Source organism: Pseudomonas sp. MF6767 (assembly GCF_016405475.1).
Lineage (GTDB): Bacteria > Pseudomonadota > Gammaproteobacteria > Pseudomonadales > Pseudomonadaceae > Aquipseudomonas > Aquipseudomonas paracarnis.
In genome coordinates, this window is record NZ_JAEKCY010000017.1 from 115512 (window position 1) to 132686 (window position 17175).

General features: G+C 60.1%; 18 protein-coding genes and 1 pseudogene. 11 read left to right on the forward strand and 8 right to left on the reverse strand.

The features are described from left to right. Nucleotides 1-4 precede the first annotated feature (4 nt). The 3 genes from JFT58_RS23315 to JFT58_RS23325 all read left to right on the forward strand — a co-directional run bounded on the left by JFT58_RS23315 (nt 5) and on the right by JFT58_RS23325 (nt 1964). Nucleotides 5-316: a hypothetical protein gene (locus tag JFT58_RS23315; protein WP_054898481.1), complete on the forward strand. Its 312-nt coding sequence runs from the start codon at nt 5-7 to the stop codon at nt 314-316. Then, nucleotides 316-984, forward strand: coding sequence for a DUF3313 domain-containing protein (locus JFT58_RS23320; protein WP_054898480.1), 669 nt, complete (start codon nt 316-318; stop codon nt 982-984). The genes JFT58_RS23315 and JFT58_RS23320 overlap by 1 nt, the downstream gene beginning before the upstream one ends. A 110-nt stretch (nt 985-1094) precedes the next feature. Further along, entirely contained in the window at nt 1095-1964 is an 870-nt protein-coding gene (locus tag JFT58_RS23325; protein ID WP_014718426.1) for an isocitrate lyase/PEP mutase family protein, read from the forward strand. A 4-nt stretch (nt 1965-1968) separates the two neighbouring features. Here the strand turns inward: JFT58_RS23325 and JFT58_RS23330 are convergent, their stop codons facing one another. After that, nucleotides 1969-2445 carry a winged helix-turn-helix transcriptional regulator gene (locus tag JFT58_RS23330; protein ID WP_054898479.1) on the reverse strand — a complete coding sequence of 159 codons (477 nt, stop codon included), beginning with the start codon at nt 2443-2445 and terminating at the stop codon, nt 1969-1971. 107 nt (nt 2446-2552) lie between these two features. Between JFT58_RS23330 and fabF the strand changes: the two genes are divergently transcribed. The 3 genes from fabF to JFT58_RS23345 all read left to right on the forward strand — a co-directional run bounded on the left by fabF (nt 2553) and on the right by JFT58_RS23345 (nt 6514). Continuing rightward, entirely contained in the window at nt 2553-3821 is a 1269-nt protein-coding gene (gene fabF, locus JFT58_RS23335) for a beta-ketoacyl-ACP synthase II (RefSeq protein WP_054898478.1), read from the forward strand. Nucleotides 3822-3892: 71 nt separating this feature from the next. After that, nucleotides 3893-4273, forward strand: coding sequence for a RidA family protein (locus JFT58_RS23340; protein WP_014718423.1), 381 nt, complete (start codon nt 3893-3895; stop codon nt 4271-4273). Between the two features lie 261 nt (nt 4274-4534). Further along, nucleotides 4535-6514 (forward strand): peptidase U32 family protein, encoded by a 1980-nt coding sequence (locus JFT58_RS23345; RefSeq protein WP_019820074.1) that lies wholly within the window; start codon nt 4535-4537, stop codon nt 6512-6514. 76 nt (nt 6515-6590) lie between these two features. Here the strand turns inward: JFT58_RS23345 and JFT58_RS23350 are convergent, their stop codons facing one another. Beyond that, on the reverse strand, nt 6591-7499 hold the full coding sequence (locus JFT58_RS23350; RefSeq protein ID WP_054899062.1) for a DMT family transporter: 909 nt from the start codon (nt 7497-7499) through the stop codon (nt 6591-6593). Between the two features lie 108 nt (nt 7500-7607). Here JFT58_RS23350 and JFT58_RS23355 point away from each other — a divergent pair, with 108 nt between their 5' ends. Further along, a complete protein-coding gene (locus JFT58_RS23355) occupies nt 7608-8048 on the forward strand; it encodes an Lrp/AsnC family transcriptional regulator (protein WP_032875274.1) in 441 nt (146 codons plus the stop codon). A gap of 38 nt (nt 8049-8086) precedes the next feature. Here the strand turns inward: JFT58_RS23355 and JFT58_RS23360 are convergent. Next, a pseudogene (locus JFT58_RS23360) lies at nt 8087-9262 on the reverse strand (pyridoxal phosphate-dependent aminotransferase); the annotation flags it as partial. 192 nt (nt 9263-9454) lie between these two features. Here JFT58_RS23360 and JFT58_RS23365 point away from each other — a divergent pair. Next, nucleotides 9455-10801, forward strand: coding sequence for a cation:proton antiporter (locus tag JFT58_RS23365; RefSeq protein ID WP_054899060.1), 1347 nt, complete (start codon nt 9455-9457; stop codon nt 10799-10801). A gap of 55 nt (nt 10802-10856) precedes the next feature. Continuing rightward, nucleotides 10857-11204, forward strand: a complete 348-nt coding sequence (locus JFT58_RS23370) for a helix-turn-helix domain-containing protein (protein ID WP_054899059.1) — start codon at nt 10857-10859, stop codon at nt 11202-11204. On the opposite strand, the gene JFT58_RS30610 is transcribed toward JFT58_RS23370, so the two are convergent. The 3 genes from JFT58_RS30610 to JFT58_RS23380 all read right to left on the reverse strand — a co-directional run bounded on the left by JFT58_RS30610 (nt 11195) and on the right by JFT58_RS23380 (nt 12184). After that, the gene (locus tag JFT58_RS30610; protein WP_014718417.1) at nt 11195-11329 is read right to left on the reverse strand and encodes a hypothetical protein; all 135 of its coding nucleotides are present in this window, start codon (nt 11327-11329) and stop codon (nt 11195-11197) included. The two genes, JFT58_RS23370 and JFT58_RS30610, sit on opposite strands and share 10 nt — an antisense overlap. Nucleotides 11330-11340: 11 nt before the next feature. Beyond that, a complete protein-coding gene (locus JFT58_RS23375; RefSeq protein ID WP_054899058.1) occupies nt 11341-11553 on the reverse strand; it encodes a hypothetical protein in 213 nt (70 codons plus the stop codon). Nucleotides 11554-11638: 85 nt separating this feature from the next. Beyond that, nucleotides 11639-12184 (reverse strand): hypothetical protein, encoded by a 546-nt coding sequence (locus tag JFT58_RS23380; protein WP_014718415.1) that lies wholly within the window; start codon nt 12182-12184, stop codon nt 11639-11641. Between the two features lie 428 nt (nt 12185-12612). On the opposite strand from JFT58_RS23380, the gene JFT58_RS23385 reads away from it, so the two are divergent. Next, a complete protein-coding gene (locus tag JFT58_RS23385) occupies nt 12613-14022 on the forward strand; it encodes a circularly permuted type 2 ATP-grasp protein (RefSeq protein ID WP_034127666.1) in 1410 nt (469 codons plus the stop codon). 2 nt (nt 14023-14024) lie between these two features. Next, nucleotides 14025-14975 carry an alpha-E domain-containing protein gene (locus JFT58_RS23390; RefSeq protein WP_054899057.1) on the forward strand — a complete coding sequence of 317 codons (951 nt, stop codon included), beginning with the start codon at nt 14025-14027 and terminating at the stop codon, nt 14973-14975. Nucleotides 14976-15018: 43 nt separating this feature from the next. On the opposite strand, the gene JFT58_RS23395 is transcribed toward JFT58_RS23390, so the two are convergent. Together JFT58_RS23395 and JFT58_RS23400 are read right to left on the reverse strand one after the other, a co-directional pair. Further along, complete coding sequence (locus JFT58_RS23395) at nt 15019-16404, reverse strand: IS4 family transposase (protein ID WP_054899056.1); 1386 nt, start codon at nt 16402-16404, stop codon at nt 15019-15021. Nucleotides 16405-16588: 184 nt separating this feature from the next. Continuing rightward, the coding region (locus JFT58_RS23400) for a hypothetical protein (protein WP_198834663.1) at nt 16589-17175 on the reverse strand (587 nt) is incomplete at its 5' end.

Genomic DNA, 17175 nt, shown 5'->3' on the forward strand with positions numbered 1-17175 from the left:
GCCTATGAAAGTTTCGAGCAGCAGGTACACCGAGCAAGCAGCAGGCGATGCGCGGCCACTGGTACTTAGCCAGCGCACCTCTTCCCCGGCTCAGGATAGCCCGATGCTGTTCCAGGAATCCTGCCTGGGGCTGAACGCGGACCTGGACCGTATCGTGCTGCGTCGCTACTTCGAACACTACAGCCCCGACGCCGGGCGCTGGGTCGAGTACGCCCACTCCATTCCCATCGCCGACCTTGTCCACTGGATCATGACCCATGGCCAGTTGCATATCGAATCGTCACACGACACTCCAAACGAACAGGCAACCCATTGATGGCCCGTAAATGCTCACTCCTGCTACTGATGGCGGCCACCCTGAGCCTGATGGCTTGCAGCAGCAACAAGGTCGAACCCGAGCGATATACGGGCTTTCTTCATGACTACAGCCTGCTTAAAGAACAACAGAGCCCGTCGGGCCAGACCGTACTGAGTTGGATCAGCCCGGCCTTGAAGCGCGGCCGCTACAAGCAGGTCTACCTGGCGCCTAGCCAGTTTTTCCCGGCTGTTGAACCCACCGCTCAGATCCCCCAAAGCACGCTCTCCCACGTCACCGGCTACTACGACCTGGTACTGCGCTCGGAACTTGGCAAATACGTTTACCTGGCCTCAAAACCTGGCCCTGACACCCTCACAGTACGCCCTGCCATCACCCGCATCGCCACCAGCCCCCAGGGACTGCGGTTGTATGAGTGGCTGCCGATCACCCTGGTCGCAGCGGGCGTGAGCGCCGCCACAGGCATACGCGATCGAGACAGTGAAATCGCCACGGAGCTGTCATTGGAAGATGGTTCGACCGGCGATGTCGTGGCGGCCATGGTGCGTAAAGGCACCGGTGCCCCCCTGGCCAATGACAAGCAAGTCATGACCGCCGACAACGTCAAGGACGTGCTCGACGGCTGGGCCCGCGACCTGGGTACGTCGTACAGTGCAGTCGCTCGATAACCCTCGCCGCGCTCAAACGTCATAATCACAGGGGCATCTGCGTGGTAATCTCCCGGCACCACGAATAGACATTGATCGTCACTTGACGATGACCAAAGCCAGGAAAGACCATGCCCAAGATTTCTCACTCAGCGCTACGCCGTAACTTCCGTGACCTGCTGGCAACGCCCCTGTGCGTTGAAACCGCCTCCGTATTCGACCCCATGTCTGCCCGCATCGCGGCCGACCTGGGGTTTGAAGTGGGAATCCTGGGCGGCTCGGTCGCCTCCCTGCAGGTGCTGGCGGCCCCCGATTTTGCGTTGATTACCCTGAGTGAGTTCGTCGAGCAAGCCACCCGCATCGGCCGTGTGGCCCAGTTGCCCTTCATCGCCGATGCCGACCATGGCTACGGCAACGCCCTGAACGTGATGCGCACCGTCGAAGAACTGGAACGCGCCGGCGTCGCTGCGCTGACCATCGAAGACACCCTCTTGCCCGCGCAATTCGGGCGTAAATCCACGGACCTGATTTCCGTCGAAGAAGGCATCGGCAAGGTCAAGGCCGCGCTGGAGGCGCGTGTCGACCCGGCGCTGTCGATCATTGCGCGCACCAACGCCGGCGTGCTGCCCACCAGCGACGTGATTGCGCGGACCAAGGCCTACGAAAAGGCCGGCGCTGACGGCATCTGCATGGTCGGCGTCAAGGACTTCGACCACCTGGAGCAGATCGCGGAGAACCTCAGCGTTCCGCTGATGCTGGTGACCTACGGCAACCCGCAACTGCACGACAGCGAGCGCCTGGCCAGCCTGGGCGTGCGCATCGTGGTGGCCGGGCATGGCGCCTACTTCGCCGCGATCAAGGCCACTTACGACAGCCTGCGTGCCCAGCGCCAGCTGACCCACAGCACCTCGAACCTCAGTGCGACGGAGTTGACCCACACTTACACCTTGCCTGAGAGCTATGTGGCGTGGGCCGAAGAGTTCATGGATGTAAAAGAGTAATCAATCACTCACGGCTCAGCCGTTGGCGCATCCCTGCGCTGGCGGCCGGGCCGGGCTGTACCACGCACTGATCCATCGCCACCCACGCACCCTCCTCCGTCGCCATCATCGGCTGCACCGGCCGGCCCGTCTCGCGTTCCACCACCTTGACACTGATGCCCTCCTCGGCGTAATGCCGATTGCCCCACGCCACCAACGCCATCAGCACCATACGAAAGTCTTCGCCTCTGGCCGTCGGCACGTATTCGTACCGTGGCGGCCGCTCGCTGTAGGCGCGGCGCTCCAGCATCCCCGCCTCTACCAAACCATTAAGGCGGCGCGTCAGCATGTTGGGCGCGATGCCCAGGCTGCGCGAGAACTCGTCAAAACGGCGCAAGCCGTGCAAGGCGTCGCGCATGATCAGCATGCTCCACCACTCCCCTACCCGTTCAAGGCTACGGGCGATGGGGCATTCGGCACTAATGAGGGATTTGCGCTGCATAAGTATTCCTGTGTGCGAGTACAAACTTGTATGACGCCATGTTACTTTCATGATGATAGTGACGTCCATACGCTGTGTACCCTTCAAGCAACAGGAGTCGATTGAGCATGAGTAAACGTATCGTCGTGACGGGCATGGGCGCGCTGACGCCGCTGGGGTCGAGCGTGGAATCCACTTGGCAGCGCTTGCTGGACGGACAGTCGGGCATCCGCCGCTTGCCGCAAGAGTTGATCGGTGATCTGGCGGTCAGCATCGGCGGCCAGGTGCAGAGTGTGTTGCAAGACCCCGAAGCCGGTTTTGATCCTGATCGACTGTTGGCAGCCAAGGAACAGCGCAAGATGGACCGCTTTATCCTGTTTGCCCTGGCGGCGGCGGATGAAGCCCTGAAGCAGGCCAATTGGGCCCCCAGAACACCCGAGGAGCAGGAACGCACGGCAACCATCATCGCCTCCGGCGTCGGCGGTTTCCCGGCCATTGCCGATGCGGTGCGCACCACCGACAGCAAGGGCCCGCGTCGTTTGTCGCCCTTCACCATTCCATCGTTTCTGAGCAACATGGCCGCCGGGCATGTGTCGATCAACTATGGCTTGAAAGGCCCGCTGGGTGCGCCAGTAACCGCGTGTGCCGCCGGGGTTCAGGCTATCGGCGACGCAGCGCGAATGATTCGCGCCGGGGAAGTCGACGTCGCGGTATGCGGCGGTGCCGAAGCGGCGATTCATCGCGTCAGCCTTGCCGGCTTCGCCGCAGCGCGAGCGCTGTCCAGCGATTTCAATGCCACCCCGCAGCGCGCTTCGCGACCCTTCGATCAGGCGCGCGACGGCTTTGTGATGGGCGAAGGCGCCGGCATTCTGGTAATTGAAGAACTCGAACATGCCCTGGCGCGGGGCGCGCAGCCGATTGCCGAACTCGTGGGCTATGGCACCAGTGCAGACGCCTATCACATGACCGCAGGGCCTGAAGACGGTGACGGTGCGCGCCGGGCAATGACTCAAGCGTTGCGCCAGGCGGGCATCGAGGCGTCCCAGGTGCAGTACCTGAATGCCCACGCGACCTCCACACCGGTGGGAGACAAAGGCGAGCTGGCGGCGATCAGGACGCTATTCGGTACTGGCGGTAGCCCGGCGATCAGCTCGACAAAATCCGCCACCGGCCACTTGCTCGGTGCTGCGGGGGGCATCGAAGCCGTCTTCACCGTGCTTGCCCTGCGTGACCAGATCGCGCCAATGACACTCAACCTGGAAAACCCGGACGTCCTCGCCGACGGCCTGGACATGGTGCGCGATGAGGCGCGTCCCATGCCGATTGAATATGCGCTGTCCAATGGCTTCGGCTTTGGCGGCGTGAACGCCAGCGTGCTGTTCCGACGCTGGATATAAGCCGGGGTTTGCCCCTGGAGTGAATTTCACCGACCATGGCGCCTTTCTGTTCCTGCCAACACGAGGTGCCCATGGCCAACCACGACCTGTCCTATACCCCTGACCCGGACGCCGATTCCATCTCCTCCGACGTAATCGGCTTCAACGGCATCCTGGTCTCCACCCAGATTCCCACCCATGCCGATGGCAGCCTGGAACTGGGCGATATCACCCTGCAAAGCGAGTGCACCCTGCAAGCGCTGAAAGTCGCGCTGGAAAAAGCCGGCAGTTCCATGGACCGGGTCATGCACCTGACCATCTACCTCACCGACATGGCCGACCGTGCCGCCTTCAACGAGGTCTACAAGCGCTTTTTCGCCAAACCCTGGCCAGTGCGGGCGGCAGTGGGCGTTGCCGCCTTGGCGGTGGAAGGTATGCGGGTGGAAGTGACGGCGATGGCTGCCAAGGCTTGAATCTGTGACGTTTTTAGAACCGAACTGATCGGAATGTTGAACGCGGTCAAAAAGGCGGGAGCTGGCTTGCCTGCGATAGCGGTGGTGAATGTTCAATCGCCATCGCAGGCAAGCCAGCTCCCACATTGGGTCTTCGTTGCGTTGAGTAATGCGTTCGCTTAACGGGCTTGCATCAGGGCCGACAGCCCTGCGGTAGATGCCGCCCAGGCATTTCACGGCTACAATGCGCGCCTCGACCGTGACAAGCCTGACTAAAAAACTATGTCCTTGCCCAAGCATCACCTGGAATTGCTCAGCCCTGCCCGCGATGTCGCCATTGCGCGTGAGGCTATCCTGCACGGCGCCGACGCCGTTTATATCGGCGGGCCGAGCTTTGGCGCCCGCCACAATGCGTGTAACGAGGTGAGCGATATCGCTCAACTGGTGGAATTCGCCCGCCGTTACCACGCCCGCGTCTTCACCACCATCAACACCATCCTGCATGACAACGAGCTGGAACCTGCGCGCAAGCTGATCCATCAGCTCTACGATGCCGGTGTGGATGCGTTAATCGTGCAAGACCTGGGCGTGATGGAGCTGGATATTCCGCCGATCGAGCTGCACGCCAGCACCCAGACCGACATCCGCACCCTGGGCCGGGCCAGGTTTCTCGACCAGGCCGGTTTCTCGCAGTTGGTACTGGCCCGCGAGCTGAACCTGCAAGAGATCCGCGCCATTGCCGACGAGACCGATGCCGCCATCGAGTTCTTTATCCACGGCGCCCTGTGCGTAGCGTTCTCCGGGCAGTGCAATATCTCCCACGCGCAAAATGGTCGCAGCGCCAACCGTGGCGACTGCTCCCAGGCCTGCCGCCTGCCCTACACCCTGAAAGATGACCAGGGCCGCGTGGTGGCCTTTGAAAAGCATCTGCTGTCGATGAAAGACAACAACCAGAGCGCCAACCTGCGTGCCCTGGTCGAAGCGGGCGTGCGTTCGTTCAAGATCGAAGGCCGCTACAAGGACATGGGTTATGTGAAGAACATCACCGCCTACTACCGCCAGCGCCTCGACGAGATCCTCGAAGACCGCCCGGACCTGGCCCGCGCTTCCAGCGGCCGTACCGCGCACTTCTTCCTGCCCGACCCGGAAAAAACCTTCCACCGTGGCAGCACCGACTACTTTGTCAGCGACCGCAAGATCGACATCGGTGCCTTTGACACCCCGACCTTTACCGGCCTGCCCGTGGGCACCGTGGAAAAAGCCGGCAAGCGCGACTTGCAGGTGGTTACCCATGAGCCACTGTCCAACGGCGACGGCCTCAATGTGCTGATCAAGCGTGAAGTGGTGGGTTTTCGCGCCAATATCGCCGAGCCCAAGGGTGAGTTCGAGGAAGACGGTGAGAAGCGCTACCGCTACCGCGTCGAGCCCAACGAAATGCCCGCCGGCTTGCACCAGCTGCGCCCGCATCACCCGCTCAATCGCAACCTGGACCACAACTGGCAACAGGCCCTGCTCAAGACCTCGGCCGAGCGCCGTATCGGTTTGTCATGGGTCGCGCGCCTGCGTGAAGAGCAGCTGCAAATCACCGCGACCAGCGAAGAAGGCATCAGCGCCAGTGTCACCCTGCCCGGCCCGTTTGGCGTGGCCAACAAACCGGAACAGGCGCTGGACACCCTGCGCGACCTGCTGGGCCAACTCGGCACCACCGAGTACCACGCCACCCGTATCGAACTGGATGCGCCGCAAGCGTTCTTCATCCCCAACTCGCAGCTCAAGGCGTTACGCCGTGAAGTGATCGAAGCACTGACCGCCGCACGCGTCGCCGCACATCCGCGGGGTGGGCGCAAGGCTGAAACGTCGCCGCCGCCGGTGTATCCCGAGGCGCACCTGTCGTTCCTGGCCAACGTCTACAACCAGAAGGCCCGGGACTTCTACCACCGTCACGGCGTGAAGCTGATCGACGCGGCCTTCGAAGCTCACGAAGAAACCGGCGAAGTGCCGGTGATGATCACCAAGCACTGCCTGCGTTTCTCGTTCAACCTGTGCCCTAAACAGGCCAAGGGTGTGACCGGGGTGAAGACCAAGGTGGCACCCATGCAATTGATCCACGGTGACGAAGTGCTGACCTTGAAGTTCGACTGCAAACCCTGCGAAATGCATGTGGTGGGCAAGATCAAGGGGCATATCCTCGGTCTGCCGCAGCCTGGCAGTGCGGTGGAGCATTTCAACCCGGAAAACCTTATCTACCAGGGCACGCACTAACCCTCACCTGTAGGAGCGAGCTTGCTCGCGAAGAACGAGAGAACGCCGCGTTTCAACCCGATGCGCTGCGTCATCGTTAACCTTCTTCGCGAGCAAGCTCGCGCCTACCGAGGTTGCGGGGCCACCACCAGCCCCGCTGCAACCCTGCCGCTGCCAACAGAATCGCCGCCACGCCCAGCCATTGCAGCCACCCCAGGCGATGCCCGAACGCAATCCAATCCACAAAGATCGCCGCAATCGGGTAGATGAACGACAGTGCGCCGGTAATGGCCGTCGGCAGTTTCTGGATCGCGCCATACAGCAGTACATACATCAAACCTGTGTGCACCACCCCCAAGGTGACCAAGGCCGCCCACGTCGTGGTGGATGCTGGCAGGCCATTCCAGGGCACCAGTGGCGCCAGCAATAGCGCGCCAGTCGTCACCTGGATCAATGCCATTAAATGCGGCGGTACTTCCTTGAGGCGCTTGATGATCAACGCCGCGACCGCATACAAAAATGCCGCACCCAGGGCCAGCGCGATGCCTACCAGGTAATCTCCTCCACCCGTTTGCTCGCCATGGGCGGTGACAATCGCCAACATGCCCAGGAACGCCACGCTCAACCATGCCAATTTCTGCACGATGATTTTCTCACCGAGAAACACCGCCGCCAGCATCACCAGGATAAACGGCTGCACGTTGTACACCGCGGTGCTGATAGCGATGGAGGCACGGGAATAGGATTCGAACAGCAGCAACCAGTTGCCGACAATGGCCACGCCGCTGAGCACGGCCAGCCCCAGTTTTGCCCAACTGAGCAGGTCCAGGCGCAGGTAACCCAGCCAGGCGCACACCAGTACCAGCGTCAGCGCACCGATCACGCAGCGCCAGAACACCACCTCGATCACCGACACGCCAGACACCAGCACAAACCAGCCAATGCTGCCCGAGATCAGCATGGCGGCGACCATTTCCCACGACCCGCGACGGATGGATGAATCCATGATTGAGGCTCCTCAAGTGAGGCTCCAGTATGGCAATCTGTTGGCGACGGCTACAGCGACTAAAAAAGGCAAAAGCCCGAAATCACCTTTTCTTATTAGGCACAGACCATGATCGACACCATCGACCAGCAATTGATCGCCGCTTTGATGGACGACTCGCGGTTGTCCCTCAAGACCCTGGCAGGCATCACCGGGCTGTCGTCACCCAGCGTCAGCGAACGCCTGCGCCGCCTGGAAGAACGCGGCGTGCTGACCCACTACACCGTCGACATCGACCCCAAGCACTTCGGCTACCTGCTGCAGGCCATCGTGCGCATCCGCCCCCTGCCCGGCAAATTGCAGGAAGTGGAGCGCCAGATCCAGGCGATCCCCGAGTTCACAGAGTGCGACAAGGTTACCGGGGACGACTGCTTCATCGCACGCCTGCATGTACGCACCATGGAGCACCTCGACACGCTGCTGGACCGGCTGAATACCTATGCCGAAACCAACACCGCTATCGTCAAGAAAACCCCGGTGAAACGGCGTTTGCCGCCGTTGGCTGACTAAATGGGTTGTTCAGGTACTCATGCCCAGTGCACGGCGCGCTCACTGGTCAGCTTTTCCACAAACCCCACAATCCGCCGACAGGCCTGCGCCAGGCGCTCTTCGCCCAGGGTAAAGGACAGTCGAACGAACCCCTGGGCCGGCTCGCCGAAGGCTGCTGCGTCCAGCACCGACACGCCCGCTTCACGAAACAGGCGCCAGGCAAAATCCAGCGACCCCAGCCCCGTGCCGCGCACATCCACCAGCACAAACATGCCGGCTTGCGGCGCCTGCACCCGGATGCCTGGGCAGGTGCTCAAGGCGGTCACTACCAGGTCACGTCGGCGTCGGTAGGTCTCCCGCATACCTTCAATGACTTCATCGTGGGCCAACACCGCGGCGGTCGCCGCCTCCATCACGAAGCCGGGCAAGCCGTACATCATGCTCAACAGCAGGGTTTCGGCGTGCTGCACCATTTGCACTGGAGCGATGAGCCAGCCGATACGCCAGCCGGTCATGGCGTGGGATTTGGACAAGCTGCCGATCACAATGCAGCGCTGCGCCATGCCCGGTAATGCCGCGAGGCTGTGGTATTGACCGTCGAACACCAGGCTTTCGTAGACCTCATCCACCACCACCCACAGATCATGGGCGATGACCAGGTCGGCAATGGCTTGCAGCTCCTGCAGGTCAAGCACCACGCCAGTGGGGTTGTTCGGATTGGAAAAGAATATCGCCCGGGTACGCGGGGTGATCGCGGCGGCGAGCAAGGACGGATTCAGGCGAAAGCCGGCCTCAGCACTGCAGGGCACCCGCACCAGAGTGGCGCCGCTGGCCTTGAGCGTGGCTTCGTAGGTGACATACATCGGGTCGAGCACCAGCACTTCGTCGCCGGCCTGCAACAGGCACAGCGAACTGATGAACAGCGCGTTCTGCGCACCGGGCACGATGATCACGTTGTCGGCGGCCAACGGCCGGGCAAGGGTTCGGCTGTAACGGGCGGCGATCGCCTCGCGCAGTGCGGGGCGACCGGCGATCTCGGTGTAGTGAGAATCTCCCGCGTGCAAGGCATTGACGGCGGCGTCAGTGATAAAGGGCGGCGTGGCGAAATCCGGATCGCCGACGCTGAGGATGATGACGTCTTCGCCCTGGCTGGCGGCGTCGGACGCGGCGTGGTGGATGTCCCAGGCGGCAACGCCCTGCCCTGCAATTCGCTCAACGAAGGGGGAAAACTTCATGCCAGAGCCTCTGGTGAAAGAAGAAAGACGCAGATCCGTAGATGCGCGGGCGACAAGCGGCCAACTTAGTGCATGGCAAACCTTCGTTCAATGGCTAAATAAGGCCTTGCCCCCATGGCAGGCAATCACATTGAACCCCCTTCCGGTCGCCGTTCTCAAAGCTGCATAGACCACGGCCCTGGAACACGCACAATGACTTTCATTCTATGGCTGGCCGTATTGGGCGCCGTACTGCTTACCCTGGCCCTCACCTCCTCATACTTGCGCTGGATGCCGGTCACCACCTCGGCGGTGTGCCTGTTGCTGGGTATCGCCATCGGCCCTCTGGGTGTGGACCTGCTGCACCTGGACATCAAGGGCTCGGCGCGCTGGATGGAGCACCTGACCGAAGTGGCAGTGCTGTTTTCGCTGTTTGTCAGCGGCCTGAAATTGCGCCTGCCGCTCAAGCATCGCACCTGGCGCATTGCCTTCGGCCTGGCCGGCCCGGTCATGCTGTTGACCATCCTCGGCACCGGGCTGTTGCTGCATTACCTGCTTGATCTATCGTGGGGGGTGTCTCTGCTGGTGGGCGCGATCCTGGCGCCGACCGACCCGGTGCTGGCGGGCCTGGTTCAGGTCAACAATGCCCAGGACTACGACGCGCTGCGCTTCGGTCTGTCAGGCGAAGCGGGGCTGAACGATGGCAGCGCCTTTCCGTTTGTGATCTTCGGCCTGCTGTTCATGCAACACGGCGGCTTCGATGGCGACTGGGTCGGCGGTTGGGTGCTGAAAAACCTGGTATGGGCGGTGCCGGTCGGGCTATTGATCGGCTACTGGATGGGCCGAGGTATCGGCCGGGTGACGTTGCGCCTGCGCCTGATCAATGCCGACAGCACCCTCTCGCCCAATGATTACCTGACACTGGCATTGATCGCCCTTGCCTATGTGACCGCCGAAGCCGTGGGCGGCTATGGCTTCCTGTCGGTATTCGCGGCGGGCCTGGGGTTGCGCCAGGCCGAGGTGAAGTCCACCGGCAACGCCCAGACACCCGCCGAGCACCTGGCGCAACCGGTGGTGGGCCACCTTGAAATCGAGCCCGAGCAAGCCTTGCATGGTGACGTCAGCCAGTTGAAGGACACCCAGATCGCGGCAGGCGTGATGATGGGCGACATGCTGGCCTTCGGCAGCCTGGTGGAGCGGGCCATGGAGGTGTTCCTGGTGACAGTCTTGGGCATCGTGCTGGTCAGCCACTGGGAGTGGGCCGCGTTGGCGGTGGCACCGTTGCTGTTTTGTGTGATTCGCCCCGCCAGTGTATTCGCCATGCCTTGGGGCCGCCTGTTGGACCGGCGGCAACGCAGCCTGGTCAGTTGGTTCGGCATTCGTGGGATCGGCAGCATTTACTACCTGTTCTATGCGCTCAACCACGGGCTGGTGGGCACCAGCAGTGCGGTGGCGGTCAACCTGACGTTGTCGGTCATCGCGTTGAGCATCCTGGCCCACGGGTTGAGTACCCAGCCCATGCTGGCGTGGTATGAGCGTCAGGCTGCGCAAAAAAATTGAATCCTGCACCGCGCCGGGGTTTCAAACAGTCAGGACCCACAGTGCGAGTCAACTAATGAAAAACATCGCCCAACGATTGCTTGAGGAACGCCAACGCCTGGGATATTCGCAGCAATACCTGGCGCAGGCAGGCGGCGTGACCACACGCGAGCAACGTCAATATGAACTGGGCGAAGACCTGCCCCATGCCAACTACCTGGCAGCTTTGGCCGAGCATGGGGTGGATGTGGTGTATGTGATCACTGGCAAGCGCAGCACAGTGGTCAATATCAGCCGCGATCAGGCGCAGACGCTGATCGATAACCGCGTGGTGGGCCAGGAGGTGTCGCTGGACGGCGGGGCCGAGGAAGACGTCTACTTCAAGCTCAGCAATCCCTCGGGCCCGCCGCCGGATCAGTCCTGATTTTCAGTGTTGCCAACGTCCGCCGCTTCATCCAGGTCGTTCAGCGGTACCTCGGCATCGTCCATCAGCGAACCCGGGTCTTCGTTGCCCGGGTCGTTGAGTTCATCGTCCAGTTCTTTTGACATGTGCGTCTCCTCTAACCGCCTTGGGTATCGATATCGGCATCGGTTTCAGGCTTGTGCTCACGCTCAGGCCTGAAGTCTGGACTGTAGTCGTTTTCCTTGGCCTTTGGGTCGCTCGCAGGCGTTGGATCCTTGGGCGCTTCGGCGGCAGTGCCAGGGGCCGGCTCGCCGCCGTCGATGGCGGGGTCGTTGCGATTGTTAGTCTGTGGATCGTTAGATTGGGTCATGAGGCACCTCTCTGCAGGCCGGTGAAAAATCTGTACCGCATAGAGCTAAGGCGTCACGGCCACGGCTGAAGTTCCGTCCGCGTGGTCAGCGCAGTGGATTGTCCACCTGGATATAAAACGCATAGATGCCCAACACCAGCCAGAACACCATGAACAACCACGGCGCGCGCATGGAAAACAACAACGACTTGCGATAGCCCTTGTGGCTCGACTCCACCTCGGAAAACAGTGGCGACTCATCGTAGGCCATGCCCATCACCGGCTCGCTGCGCAGCAATTCGCTTTGCTTGTAGTGCCAGTGGTCGATGATTTCATACGCCGCACGGATACCGGGCCAGGCATTCAGCGAACTGAGAATACCCAGCGAGACCAGGAAGATCGGCACCACCAGCGTGAACAGCTTGCCCCATTCCGGGTTGAGGTTGCCCATGCCGGAGACAAAGGCAATCACCAGGAAGGATTGCGCGGTCAGGTAGGCGTCGGTGCGGTTGGCCAGGATGCTGGTTTCGTACTGGATCTCGCGCCGGTAAAAGTCGAGGCGGTCCTTGGGCGAGCCGAAAATCTTTGCGTTGTGTTCGCTGTGGTCGTTCAGGGCCGCTTCCGGAGTGTGGGGTGAGATGATTCTGGACACGACGGTGCTCCACAAGGTGACGAAACTCCTTAGAAGAATCGGGGCTCGGTGAAGTTCAAGTGGGTTGGCGCACCAATCTGAAACACGCCGCGCCCCATTGTGGTGAGCCCCCTCCTGTGGCGAGCGAGCTTGCTCGCGCTGGAGTGCGCAGCGCTCCCGCTTTTATTGGGGCCGCTGCGCAGCCCGGCGCGAGCAAGCTCGCTCGCCACAGGTTATTGATGCCTAGTTCGCATTCCGGCACAGGCATTGCTTTATCCATTCACCACCCGGAAAACAGGAGCATGCGTTACCCCCCGACCCAGAGCCGCCCCCATAAGAAAGTAAGGACCAGGCCTGTTGGCACCTTCAGCCACGGGCTCATAAAAACATGCGTTTTTTTAAGCGGCAGTGCCACCCAAAGCCACACTGGGCACTGACAAGGTACTGGAATGGCTCGATCTTTCTTTGATGAAATGAATGACGCAAACGGCGTATGCCGTGCGCACTATCAGGACTTCTCTCGCTGGCTGGCCAATACGCCGCCAGAACTGCTGGCCCAGCGTCGCCGTGAAGCGGACTTGCTGTTCCATCGCGCCGGGATCACCTTCACCCTGTATGGCGACGAACAAGACACCGAACGCTTGATTCCCTTCGACATCATTCCCCGCAGCATTCCCGCCAGTGAATGGAGCCTGATCGAGCGTGGCTGCATCCAGCGGGTCAATGCACTGAACATGTTTCTCGCCGACATCTACCACGACCAGCGCATCATCAAGGCTGGGATCATTCCGGCAGAACAGGTGCTGGGCAACGAGGGCTATCAGAAGGCGATGGTCGGCCTGGATCTGCACCGCGACATTTACTCGCACATCTCCGGTGTCGACCTGGTGCGCGACGGCGACGGTACCTACTACGTGCTGGAAGACAACCTGCGCACCCCCAGCGGCGTGAGCTACATGCTCGAAGACCGCAAGATGATGATGCGGCTGTTCCCGGAAGTCTTCGCCAAGCAGCGCATTGCACCCGTGGACCACTACCCCAACCTGTTGCTCAAGACCCTCAAGAGCGCCAGCCGCCTCGATAACCCGAATGTGGTGGTGTTGACGCCTGGGCGCTTCAACAGCGCCTTCTTCGAACACGCGTTCCTTGCCCGGGAAATGGGCGTGGAGCTGGTGGAAGGTGCCGATCTGTTCGTGCACGATCTCAAGGTGTTCATGCGCACCACCGACGGCCCCAAGCCCGTGGACGTGATCTACCGGCGCATCGACGACGCCTTCCTCGACCCCCAGGCGTTCAACCCCGAGTCGATGCTCGGCGTGCCGGGGTTGGTGGCGGCTTACTGCGCCGGCAATGTGGTACTGGCCAACGCCATCGGCACCGGGGTGGCTGACGACAAGTCGATCTATCCCTATGTACCGGCGATGATCCGCTTCTACCTGGACGAGGAACCGATCCTGCAGAACGTGCCGACCTTCCAATGCCGCAAGCCCGATGAACTGTCCCATGTGCTGGCCAACCTCGAACAGTTGGTGGTCAAGGAAACCCAGGGCTCCGGCGGCTACGGCATGCTGGTGGGCCCGGCGTCGACGGCCGCCGAGATCGAAGACTTCCGCCAGCGCATCAAGGCCCGTCCCCATGCCTATATCGCCCAACCCACCCTGAGCCTGTCCACCTGCCCGACCTTCGTCGAAAACGGCATTGCGCCCCGGCATATCGACCTGCGCCCATTCGTACTCTCGGGCAAGGAAACCCGCCTGGTGCCCGGCGGCTTGACCCGCGTGGCGCTGAAGGAAGGCTCGCTGGTCGTGAACTCGTCGCAAGGCGGCGGAACCAAGGACACCTGGGTGGTGGAGGGCTGACTATGTTGAGTAGAACCGCTGCAGATCTGTATTGGATGTCCCGCTACCTGGAGCGCGCCGAGAACCTGGCACGCATGCTGGAAGTCAGTTATTCCCTGTCCTTGATGCCCCAGGCCGGGCGCAGCGATGGCCTGGATGAACTGGCCATGTCGTTGCTCAGCAGCGGCACCCTGGACAGTTACCTCGAACGCCACCACACCCTGGATGCCGAGCGCATGCTGCACTTCTTCGCCCTCGACGAAGAAAACCCGGCCAGCATCTACAACTGCCTGCGCGCCGCCCGGGGCAATGCCCACGCCGTGCGCGGACGCATCACCGCCGACATGTGGGAAAACCTCAATGCCACCTGGCTGGAAATGCGCAGCATTGCCGCCGGCGGCCTGGCGCGACATGGCATCAGCCACTTCTGTGACTGGGTCAAACAACGTTCGCACCTGTTTCGCGGCGCGACCTCGGGCACCATCATGCGCAATGACGCCTATCGCTTCATCCGCCTCGGCACCTTTGTCGAGCGCGCCGACAACACCCTGCGCCTGCTGGATGCACGCTACGAGATGTTCGGCGAAGAGTCCGAAGAAGTCAGCGACCTGTCGGCCCGCGGCTATTACCAGTGGAGCGCCCTGCTCCGCGCGTTGTCGTCATTCGAGGCGTATACCGAGCTGTATCCCAATGCCTTGAACGCCCGCTCGGTGTCGGAACTGCTGCTGTTGCGCAGTGATGTACCGCGCTCGTTGCATGCGTGTATCGAGGAGTTGAGCCATATCCTTGCGGACTTGCCCGGCAGTTATGGGCGAACGGCGCAGCGCTTGGCGGCAGAGTTTGAAGCCCGGCTGCGGTATACGGGGATTGATGAGATTTTGGAGGATGGGTTGCATAGGCGGTTGACGGAGTTTATTGAGGGCGTGCGGGAGTTGGCGGGGGCGGTGCAGAGTTCGTATTTGGAAGTGATCTGAAACCTGTCTTGGGATTTGAAATGCAGGCAGCTTTGAATGGCACTTACTTAACCTTCTTCGGGTGTCCATTTCTCCTGACCTCGGCCCTTGCCGCCGAGCGCGTCTGCATCAGCATCGGGTAAGGCTTGGGCCTTCGTTTTATGGCGCGAGGTTCAATCCGTCCCGGCCGGTTTCCGACACCTTTTCTGGCGATCAGTTTGAGTAAATCCTGCACCCTATCGTCCTGTTCGTCGGAGCTGTACTGCTGCATCGCAAGGAATAATTGAAGGCTATGTTTAAAGCTAAGCTCGCGTGGCAAGCAATCAGCTAATAGCGCTGATTTGGCCATGATCATCCGAATCAAATTATGCGCCAGCAGATACACCCACAACTCTTTTACAGCCATGCCAGGCGTCTTGCAGCTCAACGTTTCAAGCCCCAGCGTTGTCTTGATATTGAGTAGATCCAGCTCAACATGCCAACGGTCTTTGTACAGTGATTTGAGCCCAGCTTTGGGTACTTGCTGCGGGCAGTTCAAGGTGGTCACCAGGATTTTTCCGCCGGTTTTCAGTTCACGTACTGTCAGTGTTTCAGGCGCATCGTCGTAATAAGGTTGGCTCATCCAGGAAGGTCGACTCCTAGGTTTTGTCAGCTCAACCAAATGATCTTCCGGCCCCAGCGATTGCCCGAGCCGAAAGTCGGTACTGCGTCGCCTAGCGCCATATTGTTCGAACACGCCGTCGATCCCACGACGTTGCAGTTCGCACAGCAAAAAGTACGTTGCGTAGTAGGCATCGCCCAACACAATGTCGCCTTGATTCAGAGTGTCGAGCATCGTCCTGAGCAGCGTCTGCTCATCGCCACCTTTGCCTCGAAAACGTCCCAGCGAGGCATCTAAAACAGCACCGCTGGCCAGGCAAATGATTGCTACCAAACGGCAGATGGGGAAACCCAGTCCTGCTTTCTGACCACGCGATTGCGGATAGGCAGCTTGGTTGGCCGCAGTGTCTGGTAGGGTCACCGTGGTGCCATCTACGAGGCGCACCGGACGCCCCATCCAGCGCCAGGATGGTGACGCGTTGTTACTCATCGTTGATCCCGTGGAGCGCAACAATGTTGAAACCATCTCTACCGGTAACCGCGCCCGTGCTTTGCAATAAGCGCCGGTGTACATGCTGCTGGGGCTTAGCCCATCGCAGCAACGTTTGATCGAAAAATCATTCACGGCCTTCTGACAAGAACGGTCGGCATTCATGGCTTGAGCCAGAAACATCGACAGCGTTTCAGTCGGCGGGAACAACCGTTGACGATGCTTGGGCATCACTGACTCGACACGCTGTAGCAGCGCCGGATCGGCTAGCAGCTTAAAGAACGCATGGGCATTGCTGTTTTTAGCGTGCTGCTGAATGCGTTGCTGTTGATGCCTGACGATTTGACGTCTACGATTCACGCGGGCTGTCCTTGTTCTAGTGGTGTGTGTTCGCAACTATCACCGTAGACCAAGGGCGGCTTTTTTTCATTTTTTTGCAATTAGATCAGCCGGTTAGCTGTTAAGTAAGTGCCATTCCAGGCAGCTTTATATATAAAAAGCCCGCACCCTAAGCCCACGTCACGCAACTTCAAGACAAGTCAAATTAAACCCTGCGAATTCTAATATTATCAACAAAAAATTTCATACCGGACAGCGTTTTGCTTAGAATCAAAACCCGTAAAGGGTAAACATTAGAGCTCTCTGGCGGCACAAACTCAACCACAAGCTTTTTCCAATAATTATTAGCTTGGATATATTCCATTGCAATTTGATTGTTGCCAGAGAAAATTAACGCAACCCCATAAAAATTAGCGGGCTGATCATAAGCAAGATCAGAACTACACTCGTATTTCTGGCCAGCAGAAAACTGGTTGCCCGTATAAATCTTCTCCAGTCCAAATTCATCCGAGACCCCGGAGTTAACTAGCCACAGATAATAACCTCCAGCTTGAGCACTAAATCCATAAATCCCGGCGTTGACAGCACGCCAACCGTTAAGCGTTTTATCATCAAACTTAGTAAATTCGATCTCAATTGGGAGAGGTTTGTTGATGACTTTGTACTCCACTATCGGAAAGCTGATGGCCAGGGTTTCATCCTTGCTTGTGCTGACCGCTGCCTTGAGCTCCATCTGCAGCTTGGTGCCATCACCCAATCCATTCAAATAACTACGAGCAATCCCTGGTTCGA

What these genes read in the sequence shown, in the direction of transcription:
- JFT58_RS23315 (WP_054898481.1), top strand. Translation starts at nt 5, where the DNA reads ATGAAAGTTTCGAGCAGCAGGTACACCGAGCAAGCAGCAGGCGATGCG.
- JFT58_RS23320 (WP_054898480.1), top strand. Translation starts at nt 316, where the DNA reads ATGGCCCGTAAATGCTCACTCCTGCTACTGATGGCGGCCACCCTGAGC.
- JFT58_RS23325 (WP_014718426.1), top strand. Translation starts at nt 1,095, where the DNA reads ATGCCCAAGATTTCTCACTCAGCGCTACGCCGTAACTTCCGTGACCTG.
- JFT58_RS23330 (WP_054898479.1), bottom strand. Translation starts at nt 2,445, where the DNA reads ATGCAGCGCAAATCCCTCATTAGTGCCGAATGCCCCATCGCCCGTAGC.
- fabF (WP_054898478.1), top strand. Translation starts at nt 2,553, where the DNA reads ATGAGTAAACGTATCGTCGTGACGGGCATGGGCGCGCTGACGCCGCTG.
- JFT58_RS23340 (WP_014718423.1), top strand. Translation starts at nt 3,893, where the DNA reads ATGGCCAACCACGACCTGTCCTATACCCCTGACCCGGACGCCGATTCC.
- JFT58_RS23345 (WP_019820074.1), top strand. Translation starts at nt 4,535, where the DNA reads ATGTCCTTGCCCAAGCATCACCTGGAATTGCTCAGCCCTGCCCGCGAT.
- JFT58_RS23350 (WP_054899062.1), bottom strand. Translation starts at nt 7,499, where the DNA reads ATGGATTCATCCATCCGTCGCGGGTCGTGGGAAATGGTCGCCGCCATG.
- JFT58_RS23355 (WP_032875274.1), top strand. Translation starts at nt 7,608, where the DNA reads ATGATCGACACCATCGACCAGCAATTGATCGCCGCTTTGATGGACGAC.
- JFT58_RS23365 (WP_054899060.1), top strand. Translation starts at nt 9,455, where the DNA reads ATGACTTTCATTCTATGGCTGGCCGTATTGGGCGCCGTACTGCTTACC.
- JFT58_RS23370 (WP_054899059.1), top strand. Translation starts at nt 10,857, where the DNA reads ATGAAAAACATCGCCCAACGATTGCTTGAGGAACGCCAACGCCTGGGA.
- JFT58_RS30610 (WP_014718417.1), bottom strand. Translation starts at nt 11,329, where the DNA reads ATGTCAAAAGAACTGGACGATGAACTCAACGACCCGGGCAACGAAGAC.
- JFT58_RS23375 (WP_054899058.1), bottom strand. Translation starts at nt 11,553, where the DNA reads ATGACCCAATCTAACGATCCACAGACTAACAATCGCAACGACCCCGCC.
- JFT58_RS23385 (WP_034127666.1), top strand. Translation starts at nt 12,613, where the DNA reads ATGGCTCGATCTTTCTTTGATGAAATGAATGACGCAAACGGCGTATGC.
- JFT58_RS23390 (WP_054899057.1), top strand. Translation starts at nt 14,025, where the DNA reads ATGTTGAGTAGAACCGCTGCAGATCTGTATTGGATGTCCCGCTACCTG.